Raw genomic sequence first — 24698 nt, forward strand, 5'->3', positions numbered from 1 at the left:
CGTGGACGCCCTGGCACTGACCTTCTCGAGCGGGTGGGCGAGCGGCATCAACACCTACCTCGTGGTCCTGGTGCTGGGCATCGCGGACCGCGCCGGCTCCTTCAGCGAGATCCCCGACGTGCTGGGGCGGTGGGACGTGCTGGCCGCGGCCGGCTTCCTCTACGCGATGGAGTTCATCGCCGACAAGATCCCCTACATCGACTCCACCTGGGACGCGATCTCCACTGCCATCCGCCCGACCGCCGGTGCGGTGATCGGCGTGCTGCTCGCGGGGGACGCGTCCTCGCTCGACCAGGCCGTGCTCGGTGTCGTCGGTGGCGGCACCGCGCTGCTCAGCCACCTCGCGAAGGCCGGCGGCCGGCTCGCGCTCAACTCCTCCCCGGAGCCCGTGACCAACGTCGTCGCGAGCCTCACCGAGGACGCCGCCGTCCTCGGCGTCGTCTGGTTCTCCCTGCAGCACCCGCAGGCGGCGGCCGCCGCCGCCGGCGTCCTGCTCCTGCTCGGCCTGGTGATGCTGCTCCTCGTCGGCCGCCTCGTCCGCCGGGGCTGGCGGCGGTGGAAGCAGAAGGAGCCTCTCCACCAGAGGGCGTGACCACGCCCTAGGGTTCCCCCGTGGCTCGAGTGGTGGTGGTCGGCGGCGGGTTCGGCGGCATGGCCGCGGCCGCACGGCTGGCCAAGCTGGGCCACGACGTGACGCTGCTCGAGCGCTCGGCCCGGCTCGGTGGCGCGCTGGGCAGCGTCGAGCAGGACGGTTTCGCCTGGGACGCCGGGCCGACGAGCACGCTCCTCCCGGCCGTCGTGCGCGACCTCTTCCGCAAGTCCGGCCGGCCGCTGGAGCGCGAGCTCGACCTGCAGCCGCTCGACCTCGTCCGCGAGCACCGCTTCGCCGACGACACGGTCCTCCGCCTCCCCGGCGGGTCGCGCGCGGCCCAGCTCGCGGCCGTCGACGAGCTCGGCCCGGGCCTCGGCGAGCAGTGGGTCGAGCACGTGGCGTCGTACGCCGACACGTGGGAGCTCCTGCGCAAGGAGTGGTTCGAGCGGCCCTACGACCCCGACGTCGCGCCGCGTGAGCTGACCGCGCTGCTCGACCGGCGCGAGTCACTGCACAAACGGCTGCGCCGGACCTTCCGCGACGAGCGGCTGCGCCTCGTCGCCGGCCACCGGCTGGTGATGGACGGCCACGGCCTGCGGGACGTCCCGGTGTTCGCGGGGGTCGATCTCTACCTCGAGCAGCGCTTCGGCGCGTGGACCGTCCCCGGCGGGCTCGCCGCGCTCGGGACGGCCATGGCCGACCGGCTCGCCCTGCGCGGCGTCACCGTCCACACGGGCACGGCCACGACCGACCTCGTCGTCCGCGACGGCCGGGTCGTGGCCGTGGCGGTCGCCGGCGGTGAGGTCGTGGCCGACCTCGCGGTCGTCGCGATCGACCCGCGCGGCCTCCCCGCGCTGGCGTCGTACGCCGCCCGGACGATGCCTGCCTTCCCGCCGGTCGTGACCCACCTCGGGCTCGAGGGCGACGTGCCCGACCTGCCGCACGAGGTGGTCGTGCACGGCGAGCCGCTGATGGTCGTCCGCACCGGCGGCCGCGCACCCGACGGCGCCGCCGCGTGGACCGTGCTCACCCGCGGCCGGGTCTACGAGGACGTGCTCGTCGCCCTCACCCGGCGCGGCATCGACGTCCGCACGCAGGTCGTCACCCGCGTCGAGCGCACCCCACGCGACCTCGTCGAGGCCTGGGGCGGGTCGCCCCACGGCGTGCTGTGGCAGGGTCCGCGGTCGGCCCGCACCCGCCTCGGACCGCGTACGCCGATCGCCGGAGTGCTCACCGCCGGTGCCCATGCGACCACTGGCTCGGGGCTGCCGTTCGCCGGCCTCAGCGCCGCCCTGGTCGCCGAGATCGTCGGCCGGGCGCTGTAACGCGGTGTCGCAAGCGGGTCGGTCAGTGCAGCAGCTCGAAGACGACCGTCACGGTCACGCTGACCGTCGTCTCGCCCGGCGCGAGCCCACCGCCGGAGTCGGCTGCCATCGCGAGCTTCGGCATCGGCGAGGGTCCGCCGGCGGCCCCGCCCTCGACGATCGTCTGCACCGGCCCGAGGCCCGCGGCGCCGGCCATCCGGGCGAGCTGGGCGGCCCGCTCGCGCGCGTCCTGGAAGGCGGCCTCACGGGCCTTGCCCGCGGCACCGTGGTCCTCGGTGACCTCGAGCCCGACGCTGTCGATCGCCAGCGCGTCGCCGACCTCGGCGGCGAGCTCGCCCAGCAGGGCGCCCGCGCCGGCCAGGTCGGCACAGCCGACGGCGTAGGAGTGGCGGGCCTCGTAGCCCTCCTGCCGGCCCTCCCGGTCGTGGGTCGGCCAGACGGTGATGCCGGTCGAGGCGACCCGGCGCTCCTCGGTGTGGCGCCGCGCCACCTCGACGACGGACGCCGCAGCCGTCGACATCGCCTCGTAGGCCTCGGCCACGCCGGCGCCGCGGGCGACGGCCGCGAGCCGGACGACCGCGCTGTCCGGCGCGACGAGGCTGGTGCCGGTCCCGGTGACGGTGACGGAGTTCATGGCCTCACCGTAGCCGCGCGGGCCCCGAGGAACGATCAGACCGTGATGCTCAGGTTCGCGAAGATCTCGCGCGTCGCCTTCGACCGGTTGAGCGTGTAGAAGTGCAGGCCGGGTGCGCCGGCGTCGAGCAGCTGCTCGCACTGCTCCGTGGCGATCGCGATGCCCTCCGCCCGCAGCGCCCCGGGGTCGTCGGCCAGCGGCTGGAGCCGGGCCACGGTCTCCTCCGGCAGCTCGCGGCGGGAGAACTCGACCATCCGCTCCATCGAGCGGAGGTTCAGGATCGGCATGATCCCCGGGATGATCGGGAGGTCGGCGCCGACCGCCCGGGCCCGCTCGACCAGCCCGACGTAGTCCGAGGCCCGCAGCACCATGTCGGTGACCGCGAACTCCGCCCCGGCGTCCTGCTTCGACTTCAGCACCTTGGCGTCCTGCTCGAGGTCGACGGCGTCGACGTGGCCCTCGGGGAAGGCAGCGACGCCGACCCGCAGGCCGTGGCGCTCACGCACCAGCGCGACCAGCTCGTCGGCGTAGGTCAGCCCGCCCTCGGTCGGTGTCCACGGCGATCCGGGGCCGCCGGGCGGGTCGCCGCGCAGCGCCATCACGTGGCGCACTCCGGCCTCGCTGATGTCGTCGAGGATCGCGTCGAGCTCGTGGGTGGTGTGCCCGACGCAGGTCAGGTGCGCGACCGGGAGGAGGTCGGTCTCGCGGGCGATCCGCGCGGTGATGGCGACCGTGCGGTCGCGCGTGGTGCCGCCCGCGCCGTAGGTCACCGACACGAACGTCGGGCCGTAGGGCTCGAGCTCGGTGATCGCCTGCCAGAGCTGCTCCTCGCCCGCCTCGTCCTTCGGCGGGAAGAACTCGAACGAGAAGGAGCGGCCGCCCTGCGCCAGGAGCTCGCGCATGCTCAGGTCCCGGTCCACGTCCCGGCTGTGCGTCATGCGCAACAGCCTACGGAGGAATCCGCCGTCTCCCGCAATCCGTCCACTGGCTAGGCTCGCCACCGTGACGAGGACCGTGCCGACCTGGGATCCCGCCCCCTTCCGCGACCAGGTCCAGCAGGCCCTCGACGTGTTCCTCGACGAGCGGGAGGCGGAGCTCGCGCCGCTGGGTCCCGATGCGGGGCGGCTGGTCGCCGAGGCGCGCACGGCGGTGCGCGGCGGCAAGCGGTTCCGCGCGGCGTTCTGCCACTGGGGCCACCGCGCGATCGATCCCGCCGTGGCCGACTCACCCGACGCCCTGGCGGCCCTCGCCCGGGCCTGCGCCTCGCTGGAGCTGCTGCACGCGAGCGCGCTGGTCCACGACGACTACATGGACGCCTCCGACACCCGCCGTGGCCGGCCGGCCACGCACCGAGCGTTCGAGGCCGAGCACCGCGCGTCGGGCTGGCGCGGCGACCCGGAGCAGTACGGCGCCGCGGCCGCGATCCTGCTCGGCGACCTCCTGCTGGGCTGGGCCGGTGACCTCCTGCGCCACAGCGGGTTCGACGCCGAGGCGACCGCGCCCGGCCTCACGCTCTTCGAGCTGTGCCGCACCGAGGTCATCGCCGGGCAGTTCCTCGACGTCTCCGTGCAGGCCCGCGGCCGCGCCGACGTCGACACCGCGATGACGGTGCTGCGCTACAAGTCCGCGAAGTACTCCATCGAGCGGCCCATCCACATCGGCGCCGGCCTCGCGGGCGCGACGGCGCAGCAGCTCGACCAGCTCTCACGATTCGGCCTCCCCCTGGGCGAGGCGTTCCAGCTGCGCGACGACCTGCTCGGCGTGTTCGGTGACCCCGCCGAGACCGGCAAGCCCGCCGGCGACGACCTGGTGGAGGGCAAGCGCACCGTGCTGGTCGCCCTGGCCCTCGACGCCGCCCCGCGCACCGCGGCCGAGCGCCTCGACGCCGCGCTCGGTACGCCGCTCGCCCCCGCCGACGTCGACGACCTGCGCGCCATCATCGACGACTCCGGCGCCCGTGCCCAGGTCGAGGAGGTCATCGGCCACCTCACCGACCGGGCTGTCGCCGCCCTCGACACAGCCGACGTCGACCCCCTCGCCCGCGACGTGCTCACCGAGCTCGCCGCCGCCGCGACGCAGCGGACTGTATAGGGCTCGCCATAGATGGGCTCGCTCCGCTCGCCGTGTCCCAGCCGCGCTGGAGGTCAGTCCAGGCTGGTGATCCCCGGCAGGTCGGGTCCCTCGCCGCGGAGGAGCACCGAGAACGGCGCGCCGCGGTCGGCGTACGACCGTGAGCCGAGGACGCTCAGCGCGACGCTGAACGCGCGCTCGTCGGCGCGGGCGAGGGTGCCCCAGCCGTCCCAGAGCAGGATGGCCCCGTCGACACCGCTGCCGACGTCGTACAGGCAGTCCGCGAGCGCGTCGAAGTTCTGCCCGTAGTGGGCGGGGAAGGCGAGGGCCCGACCCACCGCCGCGAGGAACGTCGCCCTGGTGTCGGCGCCGGTCCAGCCGTCGACGTGCCCGAACGCCCAGCCGGCGTGCTCCACCGTGTGGCGCACGTCGTCGGCCTCCAGCGCGCTGTGCCAGAGGTGGGTCCCGGGCGGCTCGTGACCCGCGAGGAGACCGGCCAGCCCGCTCATGCCGCCCCGCTCACGACGCGATCCGGGAGAACGACCCGTAGTGGTCACCGGTGTAGTAGAGCTCGCCGCCGTCACCGGCCACGACGCGACGCGCGCCGCGGCCGTCCGAGCCCGGCGTCGCCACGGTGTACTCGCTGTAGTAGCCGCGCGGCCGGTCGGGCAGCAGCCCCTCGCGGTTCTCGAACGTGATCCCGTCGCGGCCCTCGGGATAGGGACCGCCCTTCGCGATCAGCGCGATCGTCTCGGCCACCTGCGCCGGCAGGTCGTCGACCCGCACGATCGGCAGCCCGCTGTCGGGGTCCTCCGAGCCCGCAGGCCCGGTCTCGGGGAAGGTCGTGGTCTCCTCGGCCGACCCCGGCGCGGTGGACGAGGTGTCGCGCGGCACGTCGGTCGACGTGTCGGAGCTGGTCCCGGAGCCGGTGGACGTGGTGCCTGGGTCGTCCTGACCGGCCGGGGTGAGGAACCAGATGACCAGCAGGACGGCCGAGACCAGCAGCACCAGCCAGCGGTAGCGCTGCCGGCCCACGGACGCCGCCATCAGTACTCCAGCACCTGCGCGCGCCGCTTGACCTCGCTGCCGCGGTTCTCGCGGAGCGCGTCGATCGGGCGTCCCGGGAGGTCGTCGTCGGTGAAGAGCCAGGCGATGCACTCGCGGTCGTCGAAGCGGTGGTCGTGCAGGAGGGTCAGCAGCCCGGGCAGGCCCTTGACGACGAGTCCGTCCTGGATGAAGTCGGCGGGCACCCGCGACCCGGCGCCCGGCTCGGGCACCGCGGCGGCGAGCTCGTGGTCGCGGATCATGCTGCGGACCTTGCTCGGCGTCACGCCCAGGAGCTCCGCCACCTGGGTCCAGTCGAGCCACTCGGGGACGAGGGCGGCGAGGTCACGGTCGGCGAGGGGGGCGTTGCTCATGGTCGGAATTCTGGCACGGCGCCACGCCGGTCACGCACGCGTGAGCGCGGCCGCGCGTGGGACTTCCGTAGAGTGGGAGCGCCGGATCCTTCCCCGTCTCTCCATGGTCCGGCGCTGGAGGTCGAGCAGTGGAGCCACCCGAGCACGCCCGCGCGCGAGCGCCCGGCGCCTCTGGCGACCCCTTGGTCGGCCGCCTCCTCGACCGCCGCTACCGCATCGGCCCCCGCATCGCGCGCGGTGGCATGGCCAGTGTCTACGAGGCCACCGACACCCGCCTCGACCGCACCGTGGCAGTCAAGGTGATGCACCCCGGTCTCGGCGACGACCAGGAGTTCGCGGCCCGCTTCGTGCGCGAGGCGCGCGCCGCGGCCAGGCTCAACCACCCGCACGTCGTGGGGGTCTACGACCAGGGCGACGACACCTCCGAGGGCCAGGACACCGTCTTCCTCGTCATGGAGTACGTCCCCGGCCACACGCTGCGCGACGTGGTCCGCAAGGAGTCGCCGATGCCGCCGACCCGGGCGCTGGCCGTGCTGGAGCCGGTCGTGTCCGCGCTCGCCGCCGCCCACCGGGCGGGCCTGATCCACCGCGACGTGAAGCCCGAGAACGTGCTCATCGCCGACGAGGCGCACGGCGGCCAGGTGAAGGTCGCCGACTTCGGCCTCGCCAAGGCGGTCAGCGCCGACACCCAGCACACCGCCACCGGCGGCGTCCTGATCGGCACCGTGTCCTACCTCGCTCCCGAGCTCGTCGTCGACGGCCGCTCCGACGCCCGCGCCGACGTCTACGCCACCGGCGTGGTGCTCTACGAGCTGCTCACCGGTCGCAAGCCGCACGAGGGCGAGTCGCCGATCCAGGTCGCCTACCGCCACGTGCACCACGACGTACCCCTCCCCTCGCTCCTCCAGCCCGCGATCCCCGACTACGTCGACGCCCTCGTCGCGCGTGCCACGTCGCGCGACCGCGACCAGCGCCCGGCCGACGCGACCGTGCTGCTCCACCACGTGCACCGCGTCGAGCAGGCGCTGCGCGAGGGACTGGCAGCCGACCCCGAGCTCGCCGCGGACCTGCGGCCGCGCCCGGTGCCCGAAACGCAGTCGGAGTACGACGACCCGGGCAACGACACGACGCCCGAGCCCTTCGACGCGAGCGCGCTGGCGCTGCTCACCGAGGTCGACCCGCGCGACTCCGGCCTCGTCGACGACGGCACGCCGGACCGCACGACCGCGCTCGAGCGGCACCTCGTCCCGCCCGGGGCGCCCGAGCGTGCCGGCGGCCCGGTCACGGAGCCGATGCGGACGACGCCCACGGACGCGCCCCGCGACGACGTCCCGACCTCCGCCGTGCCGGTGGCGCCCGCCCCCGTCCGTGCTCCCGCGACGCCCTCCGGCAGGTCCCCCGGCACGTCCCCGGGCAAGTCCCCCAGCAAGGTCGCGCCCGTCGCGACGGCCCCGCGCCGCCGCTCGGTCAAGGGCCCGCTGGTCCTGCTGCTCGCCGTCCTGCTCCTCGCCGGGGTCGCGGGCGGCGCCTACTGGTTCGGCTGGGCGCGCTACACGACGACGCCGGGCGTGCTGACGCTCGACGAGGCGGCGGCGACCGCCAAGCTCGAGGACGCGGGGCTCGACGTCGCGCTCGGCGACCCCGCCTACTCCGAGAACGTCGACCCCGGCCTCGTCATCTCGACCGACCCCGGACCGGGCGGCAAGGTGCTGAGCGGCGGCACGGTCACGCTCGTGCTGTCCCTCGGCCCCGAGCGCTACGACGTGCCGGACCTGTCCGGCCGCACCGAGGACCAGGCGCAGGACGCGCTGGCCGCGACCAACCTGGCGTTCGGCAAGAGCGTCGGCCGGTGGAGCGAGACCGTGCCCGAGGGGCAGGTCATCCGCACCTCCCCCAAGGTCGGCACGACGCTCAAGCCCGGCGCGAGCGTCGACCTGGTGCTGAGCCGCGGCCGCAAGCCGCTGCCGATCCGGGACTGGACCGGCAAGTCGTTCGACGACGCGAAGGCCGCGCTGGAGGCCCGCAAGCTGCAGGTCACCGTCGCCGACCAGCAGTACAGCGACACCGTGGCCGAGGGCGACGTCATCTCCCAGGACCCCGCCACCGGCACCCTCTACAAGGGCGACACGGTCTCGTTCGTCGTCTCCCTCGGGCCGGAGCTGGTCGAGGTGCCGCGGGTGCGGGCGATGGGCGTCGAGGCCGCCACCGAGCTGCTCGAGGGCCTCGGCTTCGTGGTCGAGACCGAGCAGGCCGACAGCTACCTCGGCCTCGGCTTCGTCTACAGCTCCGACCCCGCGCAGGGCGACGAGGTCCCCAAGGGTTCGACGATCACGCTGTTCCTGATCTGAGGCCCTAGCATTTCGCGGTGACCGAGCAGACCCGACGTACGACCCTGCTCGCGGCGCTCGCCCTGCTGGCCCTGGCGGCCTGCTGGGGCAGCACGTTCTTCCTCATCAAGGACATGCTCGACCGGGTCCCGACCCTCGACTTCCTCGCCGTCCGGTTCGCGATCGCCTCCCTCGCGCTCCTCGTCGTGGCGCCCCGGGCGATCGGCCGCCTGTCCCCCGTGGTGCGCCGCCACTCCGCCGTCCTCGGCCTGCTCTACGGCGTCGCGCAGATCCTCCAGACCGCGGGCCTCGCTCACACGCCTGCCAGCATCAGCGGCTTCGTGACGGGGCTCTACGTCGTCTGCACCCCGCTGCTGGCCGCGGTGATCCTGCGGACGAGGATCCCGCCGATCACCTGGGCGGCCGTCGCGCTCGCGACCGTCGGCCTCGGGGTGCTCGCGCTCAACGGCTTCAGCATCGGCTACGGCGAGCTCATCACGCTCGCCTCGGCCGTGCTCTACGCCCTGCACATCGTCGGCCTCGGCGCCTGGTCGAACGCCCGGGACGCGATCGGCATGACGACCCTGCAGGTCATGGTGATCGCCGTGGTCTGCACCCTGGCCACCGCACCCGACGGGATCGTGCTGCCGGACCGCACCTCCGACTGGATGTCGGTGCTCTACATGGCCGTGATCGTCGGCGCGCTCGGCCTCCTCGGCCAGACGTGGGCACAGGCCCACCTGCCACCGACCCGCAGCGCGATCATCATGAGCATGGAGCCGGTGTTCGCCTCGTTCTTCGCCGTCTGGCTGGGTGGCGAGAACCTCACCGCGCGGCTCCTCGTCGGTGGCGCGATGGTGCTCGTCGCGATGCTCACCGTCGAGCTCGCACCCCGTCGCGTGGTCGAGGGAGAGGTCCCGCACATCGCCGTCTGAGGACCGCCCCCGACCCCGCACGGGTGTCGTCGCGGGGCGGGACGGCGGCGCGACGTGGGTCCCGCCCCCTATCGTGTGGCCTGTGGACAGGTGCGTGGCGTGCGGAGCCGACCTCGGAGTGGGCCGGTTCTGCCTCAACTGCGGCCACCCCGTCGGCGCCCCGGCGCCCGAGCCGGCACCCGCACCCGAGCCCGCACCCACACCCCAGCCCGCACCCCAGCCGGCACCGAAGGCCCCGGCGGCACGGCCCGCGCCGCTGCGGCCGATGCCGGCACCCAGGCCCACCCCGCAACCCGAGCCCCCGCGGCAGGCGCCCGCCCAGCCGGTCCAGCCCGCGCCGGTCCAGCCCGTCCAGCCGGCGCCGGCGATCCCCGCGCAGGCCGCCGACCCGGTGGCGGCGCCCGCCGCGACCCCGGCGGCGCCCGAAGCCCCCGGCAAGCCTGCGCGCCCGAAGCGGCCCACCATGCCCCGTCTGCGGACCCGGGCGGCGAAGGGCGCCACGCGCGAGCGCCCGGCCCGGCGTCGTACTGCCTGGGACCCCGAGGAGGAGCTGCTGCCCTACGAGGAGGTCGACGACCTCGAGCCCGACTACCCCGTGCGCGGCCGCGCCTGGATCGTGTGGGTGGCCGGTGCCGCCCTGCTCGTGGCCCTCGTCCTCGTCCTCCTCCGGGCCTTCGCCACCGACGACGACCTCTCGGCCGACCCCACTGCCACCGACACCGCCGGGGAGACCTCGGCGCCGGGCGACACCTCCGCCCCCGACCCGGGCTCGGAGGAGACCACGCCCGCGTCCACGGAGGCGCCGAGCGGCACGGGCCCGCGGATCCAGCTGGCCACGGGGGCGACCTTCCTGGTGCCCGACACCGCTCCCCCGACCCAGGACTTCGACGGCAACATGGTCGCCTACGAGGCCTCGCAGATGGGTGACGGCAACCCCAGCACGACGTGGCGCAGCGAGGGCGACGCCACCGGCCAGACCATCACGGTCGCGCTGCCGGAGCCGGCGGTCGTCTACCGGGTCGGCCTGGTCAACGGCTACTCCAAGCAGGTCGCCGGCGTCGACTGGTACCCCAACAACCGTCGGATCCTGGCGGTCACCTGGACCTTCGACGACGGCAGCACGGCCACCCAGACCTTCGCCGAGCGCCCCGGCCTGCAGATGCTCAAGGTGCCGCCGGTCGAGACGAGCACCGTGAAGATCACGCTCGACTCGGTGTCACCGCCGGGCAGCGGCAACCTCGGGCGCGACTACACCGCGATCAGCGAGGTCTCCGTCATCGGCCGCGCAGCCGGCTGAGCACGGAGGCCGCGCGCTCGGCGTCGGCGCGGCTCACCTCGAGGTGCGTGACGAGGCGCACGGCGCGCGGGCCCACGGCGGAGATCCGCACCCCCTCGTCGGCGGCACGGGCGACGAAGGACGCGGCGTCCGGGTGCTCGACGACCACGATGTTGGTGTCGACGCTCGCCGGGTCGAGGCCGAGGGCCTCGCCGAGCAGGCGGGCGTGGACGTGGTCGTCGGCCAGCCGGTCGACGTGGTGGTCGAGGGCGTACGCCCCGGCTGCCGCGAGCACGCCGACCTGGCGCATGCCGCCGCCCATCCGCTTGCGCCGCACCTTGGCCTCCGCGATCGCGCCGGCCGATCCGACCATCAGTGAGCCGACGGGCGCACCGAGCCCCTTCGAGAGGCAGACGGCGAGGACGTCGGCGACGCGGCCGTAGTCGGCCAGCGGCGTGCCGGTCGCGACGTGCGCGTTCCAGAGCCGGGCGCCGTCGACGTGGACCCGGGTGCCCACCGAGTCGGCCCAGGTCCGCAGGGCCCGCAGGTCCTCGATCGGGAGGATCGCGCCACCGGCGAAGTTGCCGGTGTTCTCGACCGAGATGGCGGCGGTGCGGACGAAGTACATCCCCATGTCGGGGGCGAACATCGACTCGATCGCGGGCAGGTCGACCTGCCCGCGGGCGTGGGTCCAGGTGCGCATGGTGATGCCGCTGATCGCGCCGTGCGCCCCGAGCTCGGCGCGGGCGATGTGGGCCGAGGACTCGCAGAGGACCTCCTGGCCCGGAGCCACCACGGAGGCGACCGCGAGGACGTTGGCCATCGACCCGGTCGGGGTGAAGAGCGCGGCCTCGTGACCGAACATCTCCGCCACCCGCTCCTGCAGCGCGTTGACCGTCGGGTCCTCGCCGTAGACGTCGTCACCGACCTCCGCGCGGGCCATCGCCTCGCGCATCCCGTCGGTCGGCCTGGTCAGGGTGTCGGAGCGCAGGTCGATCACCCACTCATCCAACCAGCCGCGTGGTTTCGGCTCCCGGGCGACCTCCGGGATGACACCATGCGGTCGTGCACCGCCGCGCCTGGCTCCTCCCGCTGGGGATCTACCTGCTCGGCCGCTGCACCAGCGCCGTCCTCCTGGCGGTGCTCGGCCGCGACCAGCACGGCCTGACCGGGACCGGCGGCCCGCGGGCGTCGTTCCTCGACCTGCTGTCGAACTGGGACGGCGGCTACTACCTCCAGATCGCCGCGCACGGCTATCCCGGGGCCCTGCCCCGGGTGGACGGCGCCGTCGTCGAGAACGTGTGGGCGTTCTACCCGCTCTACCCCGGCACGGTGGGCCTCCTCGGCCGCACCGGCATCCCGCTCCCCCTGGCCGCCACCCTGGTGAGCACCGCGTGCGGCGCAGCGGCCGTCGTGCTGCTCTGGACGATCCTCGCCCCGCTCGCCGGCCGGTTCACCGCGGCGCTGACCGTCGTGGCGTTCTCCTTCGGCCCGACCAGCCTCGTGCTGCAGACGGCGTACACCGAGAGCATGGCGCTGCTCGTGATCCTCGGGGTCTTCGTGGCCATGCGGCACAAGCGCTATGCGTACGCCGCCCTCCTCCTCGCCGCGCTCGCCTTCACGCGGCCGGTGGCGCTGCCCGTCGCGGCCGTCCTCGGCGTCACGTGGCTGCTGCGCCTGCGGGCGCGCCACGACGACCCGTTCCCACCGCGGGAGATGGTCACCCACGCCGCTCTCGCGCTGGGGAGCGCCGCCTCCTTCGCGGCGTGGCCGCTCGTGTGCGGACTCGTCACGGGAGAGCTCGACGCCTACGCCCAGACCCAGCGAGCCTGGATCGACGGCGGGGCGTCGGGATGGGCGACCTGGCTGAGCCCGGCCGTCACCGGCCGCGACCTCGCGATCCTCGTGCTGTCGGTGCCGGTCGTGCTCTGGTTCGCCTGGCTGGCGCTGCGCCGGGCGTCCGCGGCCTGGGGCCCGGAGCTGCGCGCGTGGGTGCTGCTCTACCCGCTCTACATCCTCGCGGTGAGCCGTCCGACCACGAGCGTGTTCCGCTACCTCGCCCTCACCTCGACGACCGCGTGGCCGTTCCCGGACGTGTCGGCCCGGGTGCGCTCCACGCGCGCCCGGGTCGCCCTGGTCTCGGTCGTCGTGGTGATCGGGCTCGTGGCCCAGGCGGCGTGGATCGACTGGCTCTGGGTGCGCACCGACGACTGGATCGAGGGCGCACCCTGAGGTCGGACCGCTGCCTCAGGCCTTCCGCAGCATCTCGGCGACGAGGAAGGAGAGCTCGAGGGACTGGACCCGGTTGAGGCGGGGGTCGCAGACCGACTCGTAGCGGTTGGCCAGGCCGGCCTCGTCGATCTCCTCGCCGCCGCCGATGCACTCGGTGACGTCGTCGCCGGTGAGCTCGACGTGGACGCCGCCGGGCCAGGTGCCCAGGCTGCGGTGCACGTCGAAGAAGCCCTGGACCTCCTCGATGACGTCGTCGAAGCGGCGGGTCTTGTAGCCCGAGGAGGCCTCGAAGGTGTTGCCGTGCATCGGGTCGCAGACCCACGCGACGTTGAGCCCCTCGGCGGTGACCTTCTCCACGAGGGCCGGGAGGCCGTCGCGGATCTTGCCCGCGCCGAAGCGGGTGATGAAGGTGAGCCGGCCCGGGGTGTTGTCGGGGTTGAGGCGCGCGGCGTAGGCCAGCGCGTCGTCGGGGGTGGTCGTCGGCCCGAGCTTGATGCCGATGGGGTTCCTGATCTTCGACAGCAGCTCGACGTGGGCGCCGTCGAGCTGACGGGTCCGCTCGCCGATCCACACGAAGTGCGCCGAGACGTTGTAGGGGGCGTCGGTGCGCGAGTCGATGCGGGTGAGGGACTGCTCGTACTCGAGCAGCAGCGCCTCGTGGCTGGAGTGGAAGTCGACCCGGTGGAACTCGTCGGGGTCGGCGCCGATCGCCTTCATGAAGGTCAGCGCGCGCTCGATCTCGTCGGCCACGGCCTCGTAGCGCTGGCCGAAGGGCGAGTTCTGCACGAAGTCGGTGTTCCAGGTGTGGACCTGGCGCAGGTCGGCGTAGCCGCCGGTGACGAACGCGCGGACCAGGTTGAGGGTCGCGGCGGAGTTGTTGTAGACGTCGACGAGTCGCTGTGGGTCCGGGATCCGGGCCTCGGCGGTGAAGTCGTAGCCGTTGACGGCGTCACCGCGGTAGGCCGGCAGCGTCACCCCGTTGCGCGTCTCCATGTCGGAGCTGCGCGGCTTGGCGTACTGGCCGGCGAGGCGGCCCAGCTTCACGACGGGCACCGAGGCGGCGTAGGTCAGGACGACCGCCATCTGGAGCAGCACGCGCAGCTTGTTGCGGACGTTGTCGGCGGTGACGCCGGCGAAGGTCTCGGCGCAGTCTCCACCCTGGAGCAGGAAGGCCTCGCCGCGCGTGACGGCGGCGATCTTCTCGGTGAGGTCGTCGCACTCGCCCGCGAAGACGAGCGGCGGCGCGGTCCTCAGTCGAGCCACCGCCGCGTCGACCGCCCCGGCATCGGGATAGGTCGGCTGCTGCTGGGGCTCGAGGGCGTGCAACTGCTCGAGGGTGGGGATGGCACTCACCCCTCAAGGGTACGGCGAGCGCGTGCCCTGACCCGAACCGTGACCGAGCGGTGGTCCTCACATGCCCGGCGTGAGGATCCCGTCGGCCTCGTCGAGGCGGATCCCGCCGGACGGGGTGCGGCTCGCCTCGAGCGTGCCGGTGACGATCGAGGGGTAGGGGTAGCGGATGTGGCCGGGCGCGCCCTCGCGCGAGGTTGTCCAGAGCCGGTCCTCGAAGCCGACCTCGCCGCGGAACTGGTGGTTCTCCAGGACCAGCCGGTCGGCGGTCGCCTGCCCCACGACGTAGGACGCCTCGCCCCGGTAGAACAGCGAGCCGTGCGAGACCTCGAGGATCCCGTCGCGCTGGTGCACGGTCTGGTCGTGGACCTCGCCGCTCAGGTAGACGTCGACGCCTCCCCGGACCATCGCCCTCCACAGGTCGGAGCGGGTGCCCTTCTCGTACACGAGGTGGCTGGAGTTGCGGGTGCGGACCTTGCCGGTCATGGGGGTGTGGCCCTGCACCATGACCCAGGGCACGCCGTCCCTCTTTGCGCGCCGCAGCACGCCCTTGACCCACCTCAGCTGCGCCGGGTCGACCGAGACGTGCACGTCTCCCCCACGACGCTGGAACACGTCGATCGTGATGAGCAGGACGTTGGCGTCGAGGCGGACGGCGTACGCCGTGTCCTGCGCGGGCCCGCGGCGCGGCCGGTCGGTGAAGCGTCGCTCCCCGTCGGCGCGGGTCAGCATCTGGTCGGCGTAGATCTCCTTGAACTGCGGGATGTGGCGACGCTTGAAGTCGATCCACGGGTCGCGCCGGCGGCTCGACCACGAGTCGTCGCCGATCTCGTGGTCGCCCACGGCGGTGTACGTCGTCAGGCCGTGGTCCGCGAAGCGCTGGCGGTAGGCCGGGTAGTAGACCTCCGCCGCCCGGCGCCAGGCGCGCATGCGCTGGGCCTCGGTCCGCACCGGCCCGAACACCCCGGTCCTGGAGTCGTCGCGACCCCACCGGCCCTCGACGAGGTCGCCCGCCACGAGCACGTCGTCGGTGCCGTGGGAGGCCATCTCGCCGATCACGTGGTCGAGCGCGGCGTCGTACTCCGCGTTGGTGGAGTTGGCGACCTGGCCGGTCTTCTTGACGATGTAGGGCTTGCGACCGCCGGCGGTCAGGTCGGCGACGTCCTGGTTGAGGAAGTCGGGCGCCGAGACGAAGCGGTACGCCCCCGGCAGGTCGGGTGCCGCCGGCACCGGGGGTCGGTCGCGGGGGCCGCGGCGCTCGAGGTCGGTGGCCGGGTCCGGAGTCGCAGGTGCCCCGGTCAGCGTGGGGGCCGGGAGGTCACCGCCCGGGGTGGCGCTCGCCCGCGGGTGGGGCGGGGTGACCGCCGAGCAGCCGAGTGCAGTGGCGACCAGGAGGGCGAGGAGCGGGCCCCCTCGTCGGCCCAGGCGTCGTCGTGTCACTCGCCCCACCGTAGAGGGCGGGCCTACCCCTTCTGGGGTAGGCCCCGCCCGTGTCGCCGCCTCAGTCCTCGAGGTGCTCGATGTCGCGGAAACCCGTCTTCTTGGCCCGCACGCCGCGGTTGGTCAGCCACGTGAGCGCCCAGAGGACGACGCCGACCGCAAGCAGGCCGCCGGCGATCTTGTACTGCACCATGTCGGCCTCGAGGCGGGCCCAGGGGCCGAGCAGGTAGGCGCACAGCACGGCACCGACGACGGGGAGCCCCGCGGGCGCCCGGAAGGCGCCGTCGGGGGTGGCGTCGCGGCGCAGGACCAGGCAGGCGACGTTGACGATCGTGAAGACCGCCAGCAGCAGGAGGGCCGTCGTGCCGGAGAGCGCGGAGACCACGGACGACTCCGAGTCGAGCGTGACGACGCTGATCAGCGCGAGGGCAAGCAGCGTGGTGAAGACGATCGCGGTCCACGGCGAGCGACGGGCCGGGAGGACCTTGCCGAGCGCGCGGGGCAGGACGTCCTGCTGGGCCATGCCGTAGATGAGGCGGCTGGCCATGAGCATGTTGATCAGCGCGGTGTTGGCGACGGCGAAGACGGTGAGGAACGGGAAGAGCGTGTCGATCGGCAGGTTCGGTGCACCGATCTTCACCACGTCGAGCAGGATGCCGGCCTCGGCGTTGGTGGGCTCGGCGATCTGGCCCGCCGGGATGACCGCGACCACGGAGATCGCGACCAGCATGTAGATCACGACCGCGATGCCGAGGCCCGTGAGCATCGTGCGCGGGAAGATCTTCATCGGGTCCTTGGTCTCCTCGACCATGTTGACCGAGTCCTCGAAGCCGACCATCGAGAAGAAGGCGATGGCGGTGGCGATGGTGACCGCCATGAATAGGCCCTTGTCGTCCGGGCTCTCGAAGACCGTGATCCTGCTGAGGTCGCCGTCACCGCTCGCGATGACGAAGAAGCCGATGCCGATGACGATGGCGAGCGCGGTCATCTCGACGATCGTCAGGACCACGTTGAACTTCACGCTCTCCCCGACGCCGCGCAGGTTGATCGCGGCGAGCAGGACCATGAAGAGCAGGGCGGTGATCAGCACCGCTGCCGAGCTCGGCTCGTCGTTGCCGAAGCCGATCAGGAGGTTGGCCGCGAGCAGGTTGGACGACGTCGAGGCGCTGGTGATGCCCGAGCACACCACGGTGAACGCCACCAGGAAGGTGATGAAGTGGATGCCGAACGCCTTGTGCGTGTAGAGCGCCGCACCGGCCGCCTGCGGGTACTTCGTGACCAGCTCGAGATAGCTGAACGCCGTCACCGTGGCGACCGCGAAGGCGACGAGGAACGGCAGCCACGCGATGCCGCCGACCTGGCCGGCGAGCTTGCCGGTGACGGCGTACACGCCCGCGCCGAGGATGTCGCCGACGATGAAGAGGAGCAGCAGCTTGGGGCCGAGGACCCGCTTGAGATCGGGGTCCTCCGGACCGTTGACGTCTTCCTGCGTGGCCTCGGTGGCGCTCATCGTGACTCCCGTCGTCGGTCCGTGCCCGGGCACGGAGATGCCCTCACCCTGTCGCGCTTCGGCGTGGCTCGGCAACCTCCGTGCCCAGCGTGGCGATCTCCGGGCCCGAAAGTGAGCACCCTTCCGGCGTTGGAACGTTCATCACTACTGTGCTGACCATGCCGAAGCGTGTTGCGCTCCTGACGGCCGGTGGCTACGCCCCGTGCCTCTCCTCCGCCGTCGGGGCCCTGATCGAGACCTACACCGCCACCGACCCCGACATCGAGCTCCTGGCCTACCAGCACGGCTACCACGGCCTGCTCACCGGCACCAGCGTCGAGATCGGGCCCGAGGAGCGGGCGGGCGCCGCGTTGCTCCACCGCTTCGGCGGCAGCCCGATCGGCAACAGCCGGGTGAAGCTCACCAACGACGAGGACTGCCGCAGGCGTGGCCTGATCGGCCAGGCCGAGACCGCCCTCGAGGTCGCGGCACGCCGCCTGCAGGCCGACGGCGTGGACGTCCTGCACACCATCGGCGGGGACGACACCAACACCGCGGCGGCCGACCTGGCGGCGTACCTCCGCGAGCTGGGCTCCGAGCTCACCGTGGTCGGCCTGCCGAAGACCATCGACAACGACATCGTGCCGATCCGCCAGAGCCTCGGCGCGATCACGGCCGCCCAGGAGGCCTCGCGCTTCGCCCAGCACGTGCTCGCCGAGCACGGCTCGAACCCGCGGATGCTCATCGTCCACGAGGTGATGGGCCGGGCCAGCGGCTGGCTGACCGCGGCCGCGGCGCGCGACTACATGGACTGGCACGGCGAGCAGCAGTGGCTGCCCGGGATCGGCCTCGACCCGCGCCGCTGGGCGATCCACGCGGTCTACGTCCCCGAGCGCAGCATCGACCTGGCCGAGGAGGCGTCGCGCCTGCGCGCCGTGATGGACGAGGTCGGCTGCGTCAACATCTTCCTCGCCGAGGGCGCCGGCATCGACGACATCGTCGTCGAGCTCGAGGCCGCGGGCGAGGAGGTCGGCCGTGACCCCTTCGGCCACGTCAAGATCGACACGATCAACCCCGGTCGCTACTTCGCGGATCGCTTCTCCGAGGCGATCGGCGCCGAGAAGAAGATGGTCCAGAAGTCGGGCTACTACTCCCGCTCCGCGGCCGCCAACGACACCGACCTGCGGCTGATCCGCGAGATGGCCGAGCTTGCCGTCGCGTGCGCGCTCGAGGGCACGCCCGGCGTCATCGGCCACGACGAGGACCGCGGCGACGAGCTGCGTGCGATCGAGTTCGAGCGGATCGCCGGCCACAAGCCGTTCGACCCGTCGCAGGCGTGGTTCGCCGAGCTGATGGAGAAGACCGGCCAGGCCTGAGCGGCGCCGTCGCCGGGGGTCGGGCCTCGGCATCAGGCCTCGGCGTCAGGCCCGGACGTCAGGCTTCCGACTTCTGGGTGACCCGGAGGCCCGAGGCGGGCAGGACGCGCGGGAGCACCTGGAGGTACGCCGCGCTCGCGAGGGCGATGATCGTCAGCACCCACCAGAGCGTGGTCTCCCCGTGGGCGAGCAGCCAGGTGAAGGCCACCGGTGTCACCGCACCGCCGAGCCCCCAGCTCAGCTGGAACAGCCCGAGGTAGCGCCCGCGCAGGTGGTCGGGTGCGGCCTCGGCCGCGGTGGCGCTGAAGACCGGGCCGCCGGTCAGCTCGCCGAGGGTGTAGACGGCGGCGCCGACCAGCATCGCCACGACCGCCAGCCAGACCGGCAGCCACCCGGCGACGACGAACAGGACGTAGCTCGCCACGAACACGAGCTGGGCCAGCCCCATCATCCGGGCCCGCACCTGCCCGGTCATCCGGCGGACGACGAGCCCCTGGCCCAGCCCGACGAGCGCGGTGTTGAGCGTGAAGATCGCACCGACCACCCAGCCGGGCAGGTCGATCGTCTCGGCCGCGTAGACGGGCAGCGCGAAGTTGAGGACCATCATCCCGACCACGAAGCCCATCTGGCCGAGCACGAGGCGGAGGTAGGCGCCGTCGCGGAGCACCACGCCCCAGCCCTCGGCCGGCGCGTCCGCGTCACGGGCGACGCGGTGGTCGGGGACGTCGAGGAGCAGGCCGAAGGCGACGATGAAGGTGACGGCGTTGACGATCACGACCGCCTCGTAGGCCGAGTCGGTGCCGATCTGGAGCGCGACCCCGGCGAGCACGCCGCCGACGGAGTAGCCGAGGTTGCGCACGGCCTGCAGGAAGCCGAACCACAGCTCCCGCTCCCCCGGTGCGGAGATCGCGGTGACGACGTTGCCGAACGACCCCCAGAACGCCTGCCGGCCGAGGTTGAGCAGCGCGGTCCACAGCGCGACGACGAGCAACGCGTCGGCCCAGAGGTAGGCGATCATCCCGACGGCCTGGACGAGGTTGCCGACGAGCATCATCTTCCGCGGGCCGAAGCGGTCGACCAGGCTGCCGATCACGAAGGCACCCGGCATGGTGAGCAGCGCGGAGAGCGACAGCGCCGACCCGATCTGCACCAGCGACAGGTCGGTCATCGCGAGGAAGTAGAGCAGCGTGATCGGCATGAAGAGGCCGCTGCCGACGGTGTCGGCGACGATCGCCGTCACGAACCGCCGGTGCTCACCCACCTGCGGGAACCCGAGTCTCGTCAGCACACGAAGACACTAGAGGCTCGTGTCCCGGGGCATCTCCCGACGGCCGCTATGTTTCGCGGTATGACCTTCTCCATCGTGGCCCGGTCCGACGACGGCGAGTCCTGGGGCGTCGCCGTCGCCTCGAAGTTCCTGGCGGTCGGTTCTGCGGTGCCGGCCGCGGCGGCCGGGGTCGGCGCGATCGCCACCCAGGCCGACGCCAACATCGCCTACAAGTACCTCGGCCTCGCCCACCTCGACGAGGGCGCCACCGCCCAGGTCGCGCTCGACCGCCTGGTCGAGGAGGACGACGGCCGTGAGCACCGGCAGGCTGGCATCGTCGACTCCGACGGCAACGCCGCCACCTGGACCGGCTCGGAGTGCTTCGCGTGGGCGGGCGGCACGACCGGTCGCAGCGGCGAGCGCGGCGGCTACGCGATCCAGGGCAACATCCTCACCGGTCCCGAGGTGGTCGAGGCGATGGAGCGGGCCTGGCTCACGAGCGGCGAGCAGTCGCTCGAACGCCGGCTGCTCGCCGCCCTCGCGGCCGGCGACGAGGCGGGAGGCGACAGTCGCGGTCGGCAGAGCGCCGGCCTCCTCGTCGTACGCGAGGGAGCGGGATACGGCGGCCACGACGACGTCGCGGTCGACCTCCGCGTCGACGACCACGAGGCCCCGGTCACCGAGCTCGCGCGCCTGGTCGACCTCAACGAGCTCTACCTGACCGCCTCGACGCCCGAGGAGCAGGTGCCGATCGACGACACCCTCATGTTCGAGCTCGAGACGCTGGCCAAGGCCGACGGCAAGGAGAGCTTCCACATGTGGGTCGGCTCGGAGAACTACGAGATGCGCGTCGGCGAGGGGGCCCGGCCCGCGTGGATCGACCAGCGGATCCTCGACATCATCCGGGGCACCTCTCCGGAGCAGCAGTCGTGAGCGTCCTGGCCATCGATGCCGGCACGACGGGCGTGACGGCCGTGGTCGTCACCCCGGACGGCCGGATCCAGGCCAAGGGCTACCAGGAGTTCCGCCAGCACTTCCCGCACCCGGGCTGGGTGGAGCACTCGCCCGAGGAGATCTGGCAGGCCACGATCGAGGCGACCCGTGAGGTCCTCGACAAGGTCGACCGGTCCGAGCTCACCGCGCTCGGGATCACCAACCAGCGCGAGACGGTCGTGCTCTGGGACCGCGAGACCCTGGGCTCGCCGCGCCGGGCGATCGTGTGGCAGGACCGGCGGACGGCCGACATCTGCGAGCGACTCCGCGCCGAGGGCCACGAGGACCGCGTCGCCGAGCTCACCGGGCTCCGCCTCGACCCCTACTTCTCCGGCACCAAGCTCGCCTGGCTCGCCGAGCACGAGCCGCACACGTGGGCACTGGTGGAGTCCGGGAGGTACGCCGTCGGCACCGTCGACTCCTACCTCATCGCCCGGATGACGCGCGGCACGTGGCACGTCACCGACGTCTCCAACGCCTGCCGCACCCTGCTCTTCGACCTCGAGGCGGGCGACTGGTCCGACGAGCTGTGCGGGCTCTTCGGGGTGCCGCGTGACGCGCTCCCCGACCTCGTGCCCAACTGGGGCGAGGTCGCGCCGACGGACCCGCGGGTCTTCCTCGGCCTCGAACTCCCGATCGCGGGCATCGCCGGTGACCAGCAGTCGGCGCTCTTCGGGCAGACCTGCTTCGACGAGGGCGAGTCGAAGTGCACCTACGGCACCGGCTCCTTCATCCTCACCAACACCGGCAGCGAGGTCGTGCGCAGCGACGCCGGCCTGCTCTCCACCGCGGCGTGGCGCTCCCCCGGCGGCGAGATGACGTACGCCCTCGAGGGCGCGATCTTCGTGACCGGGTCGGCCGTGCAGTGGCTGCGCGACGGGCTGCAGATCGTCGGCAACGCGGCCGAGACGGCGGCGATCGCGGCCACCGTCGACGACACCGACGGCGTGGTCTTCGTGCCCGCCCTGACCGGTCTCGGTGCCCCGCACTGGGACCCGCACGCCCGCGGCATGATCATCGGCATCACCCGCGGGACCACCCGCGCCCACATCGTCCGCGCGACGCTGGAGGCGATCGCCTTCGAGGTGCGCGACGTCCTCGAGACGCTGCCCGAGCTCTCCACCCTGCGCGTCGACGGCGGCGCCGCGGCCAACGACTTCCTCTGCCAGCTCCAGGCCGACCAGGTCGGCCGCGCGGTCGAGCGGCCGGAGATCGTCGAGACAACCGCGCTCGGCGCTGCCTTCCTCGCCGGCCTCGGCACCGGGGCCTGGGACTCCACCGACGACCTGCGGGAGACCTGGGCGCTCGACCAGCGGTTCGAGCCCGGCGGCGACCGCGACGCCCTCGACGCGGCGTACGCCCGCTGGTCCGACGCCGTCGAGCGCTCGAAGGGCTGGGACGGCTAGCCCGGCGCTTCGCTGCAGGAAGTCAGAGGGTCACGTGCCTGAGCTCGTGGTCGGCGACGTACCAGAGCGAGGTTGAGCTGTCGCAGCGAGCGGCCTGCAGGACGTTGCCGGGAAGGTCCTCGCGCAGCCAGCCGTCCGCGGTGGACGTCCACAGCTGGATCCCGTGGACGGTCTGGAGCACGAGCCGGATGCCGACAGTGTCGTACTGGTACTGGCGTGAGGCGACCAGCACGGTCGGGGCGATCGGATCGAGGTCCACGTCTGGCACCGGGCCGAGGTCTCCCTCGGTGGTGACCAGCTGCGGTCGCCCGTCCAGGCTCCCGGCGAACCAGGCGTCGTCGTAGTCGCTGACGTCGGAGATCTCGGTGAACCGGACGTGCGGATTCAGCTGCTTCGTGCCGTACTCGTTCAGCATCCACATCGTGGGGAGTGCCGGATCGGCGCCCTGGGACGAGAAGCGGCCGGCGATGTAGAGCGTGCTGTCACCCTGGTTGACCAGCGGAAGCTGGTCCGGCGAGGCCAGCCGGAGGCCAGAGCTGTCGGGCATCCAGTCGCCGCTGTTGAAGTCCAGTGCTCGGAGCCAGCCTCCTTCGTCCAGGACCGCGTAGAGCGGGTCCTCATCACCGCAGACCGCCCAGATCCACTTCGCGGCCTCGAGCCCGCGGCGCGCGTCCGCCACGTGGTCGATGTCCTCCGGCTCCACGCTGAGCGGACCGCTGTCGGGAGTGCTGGCCTCGAAGCGGTGCGCGCGCTGGCCGTCGTGGGTCACGACCAGGGACCGCTCCCACCCGGCGACGCTCGTGACCGTTCCCCGCCCAGGCAGGACGGCCTCGAAGGGATCCCCGGCGTCGGAGAACGAGACGATGAAGGGCGCGCCGTCCTTCGACCCGAAGGCCGTCACCCGGCCACCCCACACCTTGGCCAACCCGTCGAGGACGGCGCTGCCGAGGTCGATCCGCACTGGCTCCACGCCGCGCACGTTAGTCGGCGGACGTCGTCGTGCTGGGAACGGACCCTTCTCCTGCCTGCGCATCCACGAACCCGCTCCTCCGTCAGCACCGACTGCCGAGGCCGGTCCGTTGTCGGTGGTCGCGTCTAGTCTGGAGACAGTTTCGAGCGAGCGTGCTCGGGTCCTCCAGATAGCCGTTCTCCGGCCGTACACACCTCAGACACAGACCCCGTTTCCTGTCGTCGACCGCGCCTGTGCGCGGAGAGGTCTGTGTCGTCGTGAGTGCCCAACCGTTCGAGGACTCGAGGCCGTGGCGTGCGCCCGGTGTCGATGCCGGGGCCTCACCGTTGGTGGCCGTGCTGCTGCGTCGTCTGGACGGGGTGCTGGGTGAGCTGCGCGACCTGACGCTGGGTGGGTTGTCGGACGCAGACGTGGTGCGGCTGCTGGATGCGACCACGTCCGCGTCGGGCCGGCTCACGAGCATCCAGTGCCGCACAGCTGCAGACGCTGACCGGCGACGGCTCGGCGACAGCATGGGTGCTCGGCACACCCACCAGTGGTGGGCCGTCCGCAGCGGGTTGACTCGCGCGGAGGCGAACCGGCTGACCAGGCTCGGCGTCGCGCTCGCGAGGGAGCAGCACGCGCCCACGGCCTCCGCGTTGGCGGGTGGTGGGCTCCGGGTGGACCAGGCGCGGGTGATCGTGGACGCGGTCGACGCCCTGCCGAAGCACGTTGACCGCGACGTCCGGTCGAAGGCCGAGGCAGTGCTGCTGGACCACGCGAGGCAGCACGACGCGAAGGCCTTGAAGGTGCTCGGGAAGCGGATCCTCGACGTCGTGGCCCCCGAGGTCGGGGAGTCCCACGAGGAGGTGGTCCTCGAGGCCGAGGAGGCGCGGGCGTTCACCGACGCCGAGCTGACCCTCACCGACGACGGAGAAGGCCGCTGCCGTGGGACATTCGTGGTGCCCTCCCACGTCGCGAAGATGCTCCGGCGCCACCTCCTCGCCCTGGCCAACCCCGCCCGCCACACCGAAGCCGACCTCAAGGACAAGAACTGCGACGAGGACGGTGCGTGGAAGCCGCTGCGCCGGCGCCTGGGTGAGGCGTTCATCGAGTACGTCGAGCGCTACCCGGTCGACGCCACGCCGCAGACCGCGGGAGTGAACGCCACCGTGGTGGTCACGATGACCCTCGAGCAGCTGCTCGGCGACTCAGCCACTGCCGTCCTGGACGACGGCACCCGGATCAGCGCGGGTCAGGCGCGCCGGTGGGCCTGCGAGGCCGGGATCATCCCCGCCGTCCTCGGATCCACGTCGGTGCCGCTCGACCTGGGCCGCACCCGCCGCCTGCACACCAAGGCGCAGAGGATCGCGCTCGGAATCAGGGACGGTGGCTGCACCGCCCGCGGCTGCGAAACCACCGCGTCGGGCTGTCATGCCCACCACGACGACCCCTGGTCCAGAGGCGGGCCCACCGACCTGACCAACGGCAGACTGCTGTGCCCACGACACCACCGCCTGGCCCACAGCAGCCGCTACGTCACGACCATCCACGCCGACAACACCCTCACCTTCGTCATGCGGACCTAGGCCGGTGGACCGCAGGGCACACAGACGCGT

22 protein-coding genes and 1 pseudogene are annotated in these 24698 nt (G+C 72.8%); 12 read left to right on the forward strand and 11 right to left on the reverse strand.

Annotation, left to right across the window (positions count from 1 at the left end; translation table 11 throughout):
• Position 1: 1 nt before the first annotated feature.
• Entirely contained in the window at positions 2-592 is a 591-nt protein-coding gene (locus BLV76_RS20660; protein ID WP_090971720.1) for a DUF4126 domain-containing protein, read from the forward strand.
• A gap of 20 nt (positions 593-612) precedes the next feature.
• Positions 613-1917, forward strand: a complete 1305-nt coding sequence (locus BLV76_RS20665) for a phytoene desaturase family protein (protein ID WP_090971722.1) — start codon at positions 613-615, stop codon at positions 1915-1917.
• A 22-nt stretch (positions 1918-1939) separates the two neighbouring features.
• Here BLV76_RS20665 and BLV76_RS20670 read toward each other — a convergent pair whose 3' ends face one another.
• A complete protein-coding gene (locus BLV76_RS20670; RefSeq protein ID WP_090971723.1) occupies positions 1940-2551 on the reverse strand; it encodes an SIMPL domain-containing protein in 612 nt (203 codons plus the stop codon).
• Positions 2552-2586: 35 nt separating this feature from the next.
• Positions 2587-3489, reverse strand: a complete 903-nt coding sequence (metF, locus tag BLV76_RS20675; protein WP_217630411.1) for a methylenetetrahydrofolate reductase [NAD(P)H] — start codon at positions 3487-3489, stop codon at positions 2587-2589.
• A 64-nt stretch (positions 3490-3553) separates the two neighbouring features.
• Between metF and BLV76_RS20680 the strand changes: the two genes are divergently transcribed.
• Positions 3554-4642 (forward strand): polyprenyl synthetase family protein, encoded by a 1089-nt coding sequence (locus tag BLV76_RS20680; RefSeq protein WP_245734810.1) that lies wholly within the window; start codon positions 3554-3556, stop codon positions 4640-4642.
• 53 nt (positions 4643-4695) lie between these two features.
• Here the strand turns inward: BLV76_RS20680 and BLV76_RS20685 are convergent, their stop codons facing one another.
• The 3 genes from BLV76_RS20685 to BLV76_RS20695 are packed head-to-tail and all read right to left on the reverse strand — an operon-like array spanning position 4696 to position 6039.
• On the reverse strand, positions 4696-5130 hold the full coding sequence (locus BLV76_RS20685; RefSeq protein ID WP_090971726.1) for a barstar family protein: 435 nt from the start codon (positions 5128-5130) through the stop codon (positions 4696-4698).
• A 10-nt stretch (positions 5131-5140) separates the two neighbouring features.
• On the reverse strand, positions 5141-5668 hold the full coding sequence (locus tag BLV76_RS20690; RefSeq protein WP_090971728.1) for a guanyl-specific ribonuclease: 528 nt from the start codon (positions 5666-5668) through the stop codon (positions 5141-5143).
• Positions 5668-6039, reverse strand: a complete 372-nt coding sequence (locus BLV76_RS20695) for an Rv2175c family DNA-binding protein (RefSeq protein ID WP_090971730.1) — start codon at positions 6037-6039, stop codon at positions 5668-5670. Before BLV76_RS20695 ends, BLV76_RS20690 begins: the two co-directional genes overlap by 1 nt.
• A gap of 128 nt (positions 6040-6167) precedes the next feature.
• Here BLV76_RS20695 and BLV76_RS23490 point away from each other — a divergent pair.
• From BLV76_RS23490 to BLV76_RS20715, 4 genes and pseudogenes are all read left to right on the forward strand, one after another.
• A pseudogene (locus tag BLV76_RS23490) lies at positions 6168-7127 on the forward strand (protein kinase domain-containing protein); the annotation flags it as partial.
• Between the two features lie 204 nt (positions 7128-7331).
• A complete protein-coding gene (locus BLV76_RS23495) occupies positions 7332-8387 on the forward strand; it encodes a Stk1 family PASTA domain-containing Ser/Thr kinase (RefSeq protein ID WP_090973058.1) in 1056 nt (351 codons plus the stop codon).
• Between the two features lie 17 nt (positions 8388-8404).
• Positions 8405-9301, forward strand: coding sequence for a DMT family transporter (locus BLV76_RS20710; protein ID WP_090971732.1), 897 nt, complete (start codon positions 8405-8407; stop codon positions 9299-9301).
• An 82-nt stretch (positions 9302-9383) separates the two neighbouring features.
• Entirely contained in the window at positions 9384-10598 is a 1215-nt protein-coding gene (locus BLV76_RS20715) for an NADase-type glycan-binding domain-containing protein (protein WP_139306650.1), read from the forward strand.
• On the opposite strand, the gene BLV76_RS20720 is transcribed toward BLV76_RS20715, so the two are convergent.
• A complete protein-coding gene (locus BLV76_RS20720; protein WP_090971736.1) occupies positions 10576-11577 on the reverse strand; it encodes a threonine aldolase family protein in 1002 nt (333 codons plus the stop codon). The genes BLV76_RS20715 and BLV76_RS20720 overlap by 23 nt on opposite strands.
• Positions 11578-11642: 65 nt before the next feature.
• On the opposite strand from BLV76_RS20720, the gene BLV76_RS20725 reads away from it, so the two are divergent.
• Positions 11643-12809, forward strand: coding sequence for a hypothetical protein (locus BLV76_RS20725; protein ID WP_090971738.1), 1167 nt, complete (start codon positions 11643-11645; stop codon positions 12807-12809).
• Positions 12810-12824: 15 nt separating this feature from the next.
• On the opposite strand, the gene BLV76_RS20730 is transcribed toward BLV76_RS20725, so the two are convergent.
• The 3 genes from BLV76_RS20730 to BLV76_RS20740 all read right to left on the reverse strand — a co-directional run bounded on the left by BLV76_RS20730 (position 12825) and on the right by BLV76_RS20740 (position 17109).
• A complete protein-coding gene (locus tag BLV76_RS20730; RefSeq protein WP_090971740.1) occupies positions 12825-14162 on the reverse strand; it encodes a class II 3-deoxy-7-phosphoheptulonate synthase in 1338 nt (445 codons plus the stop codon).
• Between the two features lie 57 nt (positions 14163-14219).
• Complete coding sequence (locus tag BLV76_RS20735) at positions 14220-15599, reverse strand: metallophosphoesterase family protein (RefSeq protein WP_139306651.1); 1380 nt, start codon at positions 15597-15599, stop codon at positions 14220-14222.
• 61 nt (positions 15600-15660) lie between these two features.
• Positions 15661-17109 (reverse strand): APC family permease, encoded by a 1449-nt coding sequence (locus BLV76_RS20740; protein ID WP_090971743.1) that lies wholly within the window; start codon positions 17107-17109, stop codon positions 15661-15663.
• Positions 17110-17267: 158 nt separating this feature from the next.
• On the opposite strand from BLV76_RS20740, the gene BLV76_RS20745 reads away from it, so the two are divergent.
• Positions 17268-18464 (forward strand): pyrophosphate--fructose-6-phosphate 1-phosphotransferase, encoded by a 1197-nt coding sequence (locus BLV76_RS20745; protein WP_217630412.1) that lies wholly within the window; start codon positions 17268-17270, stop codon positions 18462-18464.
• 58 nt (positions 18465-18522) lie between these two features.
• Here the strand turns inward: BLV76_RS20745 and BLV76_RS20750 are convergent, their stop codons facing one another.
• The gene (locus tag BLV76_RS20750; protein ID WP_217630413.1) at positions 18523-19752 is read right to left on the reverse strand and encodes an MFS transporter; all 1230 of its coding nucleotides are present in this window, start codon (positions 19750-19752) and stop codon (positions 18523-18525) included.
• A gap of 60 nt (positions 19753-19812) precedes the next feature.
• On the opposite strand from BLV76_RS20750, the gene BLV76_RS20755 reads away from it, so the two are divergent.
• Both BLV76_RS20755 and glpK read left to right on the forward strand, forming a co-directional pair.
• A complete protein-coding gene (locus tag BLV76_RS20755; RefSeq protein WP_090971747.1) occupies positions 19813-20664 on the forward strand; it encodes a DUF1028 domain-containing protein in 852 nt (283 codons plus the stop codon).
• A complete protein-coding gene (gene glpK, locus BLV76_RS20760) occupies positions 20661-22130 on the forward strand; it encodes a glycerol kinase GlpK (RefSeq protein ID WP_090971749.1) in 1470 nt (489 codons plus the stop codon). Before BLV76_RS20755 ends, glpK begins: the two co-directional genes overlap by 4 nt.
• A 22-nt stretch (positions 22131-22152) precedes the next feature.
• Here glpK and BLV76_RS20765 read toward each other — a convergent pair whose 3' ends face one another.
• Positions 22153-23100 carry a hypothetical protein gene (locus BLV76_RS20765; protein ID WP_139306652.1) on the reverse strand — a complete coding sequence of 316 codons (948 nt, stop codon included), beginning with the start codon at positions 23098-23100 and terminating at the stop codon, positions 22153-22155.
• A gap of 335 nt (positions 23101-23435) precedes the next feature.
• Here BLV76_RS20765 and BLV76_RS20770 point away from each other — a divergent pair, with 335 nt between their 5' ends.
• Positions 23436-24668 (forward strand): HNH endonuclease signature motif containing protein, encoded by a 1233-nt coding sequence (locus BLV76_RS20770; protein ID WP_175539773.1) that lies wholly within the window; start codon positions 23436-23438, stop codon positions 24666-24668.
• The last annotated feature ends 30 nt before the right edge of the window (positions 24669-24698 follow it).

The organism is Nocardioides exalbidus, from assembly GCF_900105585.1.
Taxonomy (GTDB): domain Bacteria; phylum Actinomycetota; class Actinomycetes; order Propionibacteriales; family Nocardioidaceae; genus Nocardioides; species Nocardioides exalbidus.

What these genes read in the sequence shown, in the direction of transcription:
- BLV76_RS20670 (WP_090971723.1), bottom strand. Translation starts at nt 2,551, where the DNA reads ATGAACTCCGTCACCGTCACCGGGACCGGCACCAGCCTCGTCGCGCCG.
- metF (WP_217630411.1), bottom strand. Translation starts at nt 3,489, where the DNA reads ATGACGCACAGCCGGGACGTGGACCGGGACCTGAGCATGCGCGAGCTC.
- BLV76_RS20685 (WP_090971726.1), bottom strand. Translation starts at nt 5,130, where the DNA reads ATGAGCGGGCTGGCCGGTCTCCTCGCGGGTCACGAGCCGCCCGGGACC.
- BLV76_RS20690 (WP_090971728.1), bottom strand. Translation starts at nt 5,668, where the DNA reads ATGGCGGCGTCCGTGGGCCGGCAGCGCTACCGCTGGCTGGTGCTGCTG.
- BLV76_RS20695 (WP_090971730.1), bottom strand. Translation starts at nt 6,039, where the DNA reads ATGAGCAACGCCCCCCTCGCCGACCGTGACCTCGCCGCCCTCGTCCCC.
- BLV76_RS23495 (WP_090973058.1), top strand. Translation starts at nt 7,332, where the DNA reads ATGCGGACGACGCCCACGGACGCGCCCCGCGACGACGTCCCGACCTCC.
- BLV76_RS20740 (WP_090971743.1), bottom strand. Translation starts at nt 17,109, where the DNA reads ATGAGCGCCACCGAGGCCACGCAGGAAGACGTCAACGGTCCGGAGGAC.
- BLV76_RS20745 (WP_217630412.1), top strand. Translation starts at nt 17,268, where the DNA reads ATGCCGAAGCGTGTTGCGCTCCTGACGGCCGGTGGCTACGCCCCGTGC.
- BLV76_RS20755 (WP_090971747.1), top strand. Translation starts at nt 19,813, where the DNA reads ATGACCTTCTCCATCGTGGCCCGGTCCGACGACGGCGAGTCCTGGGGC.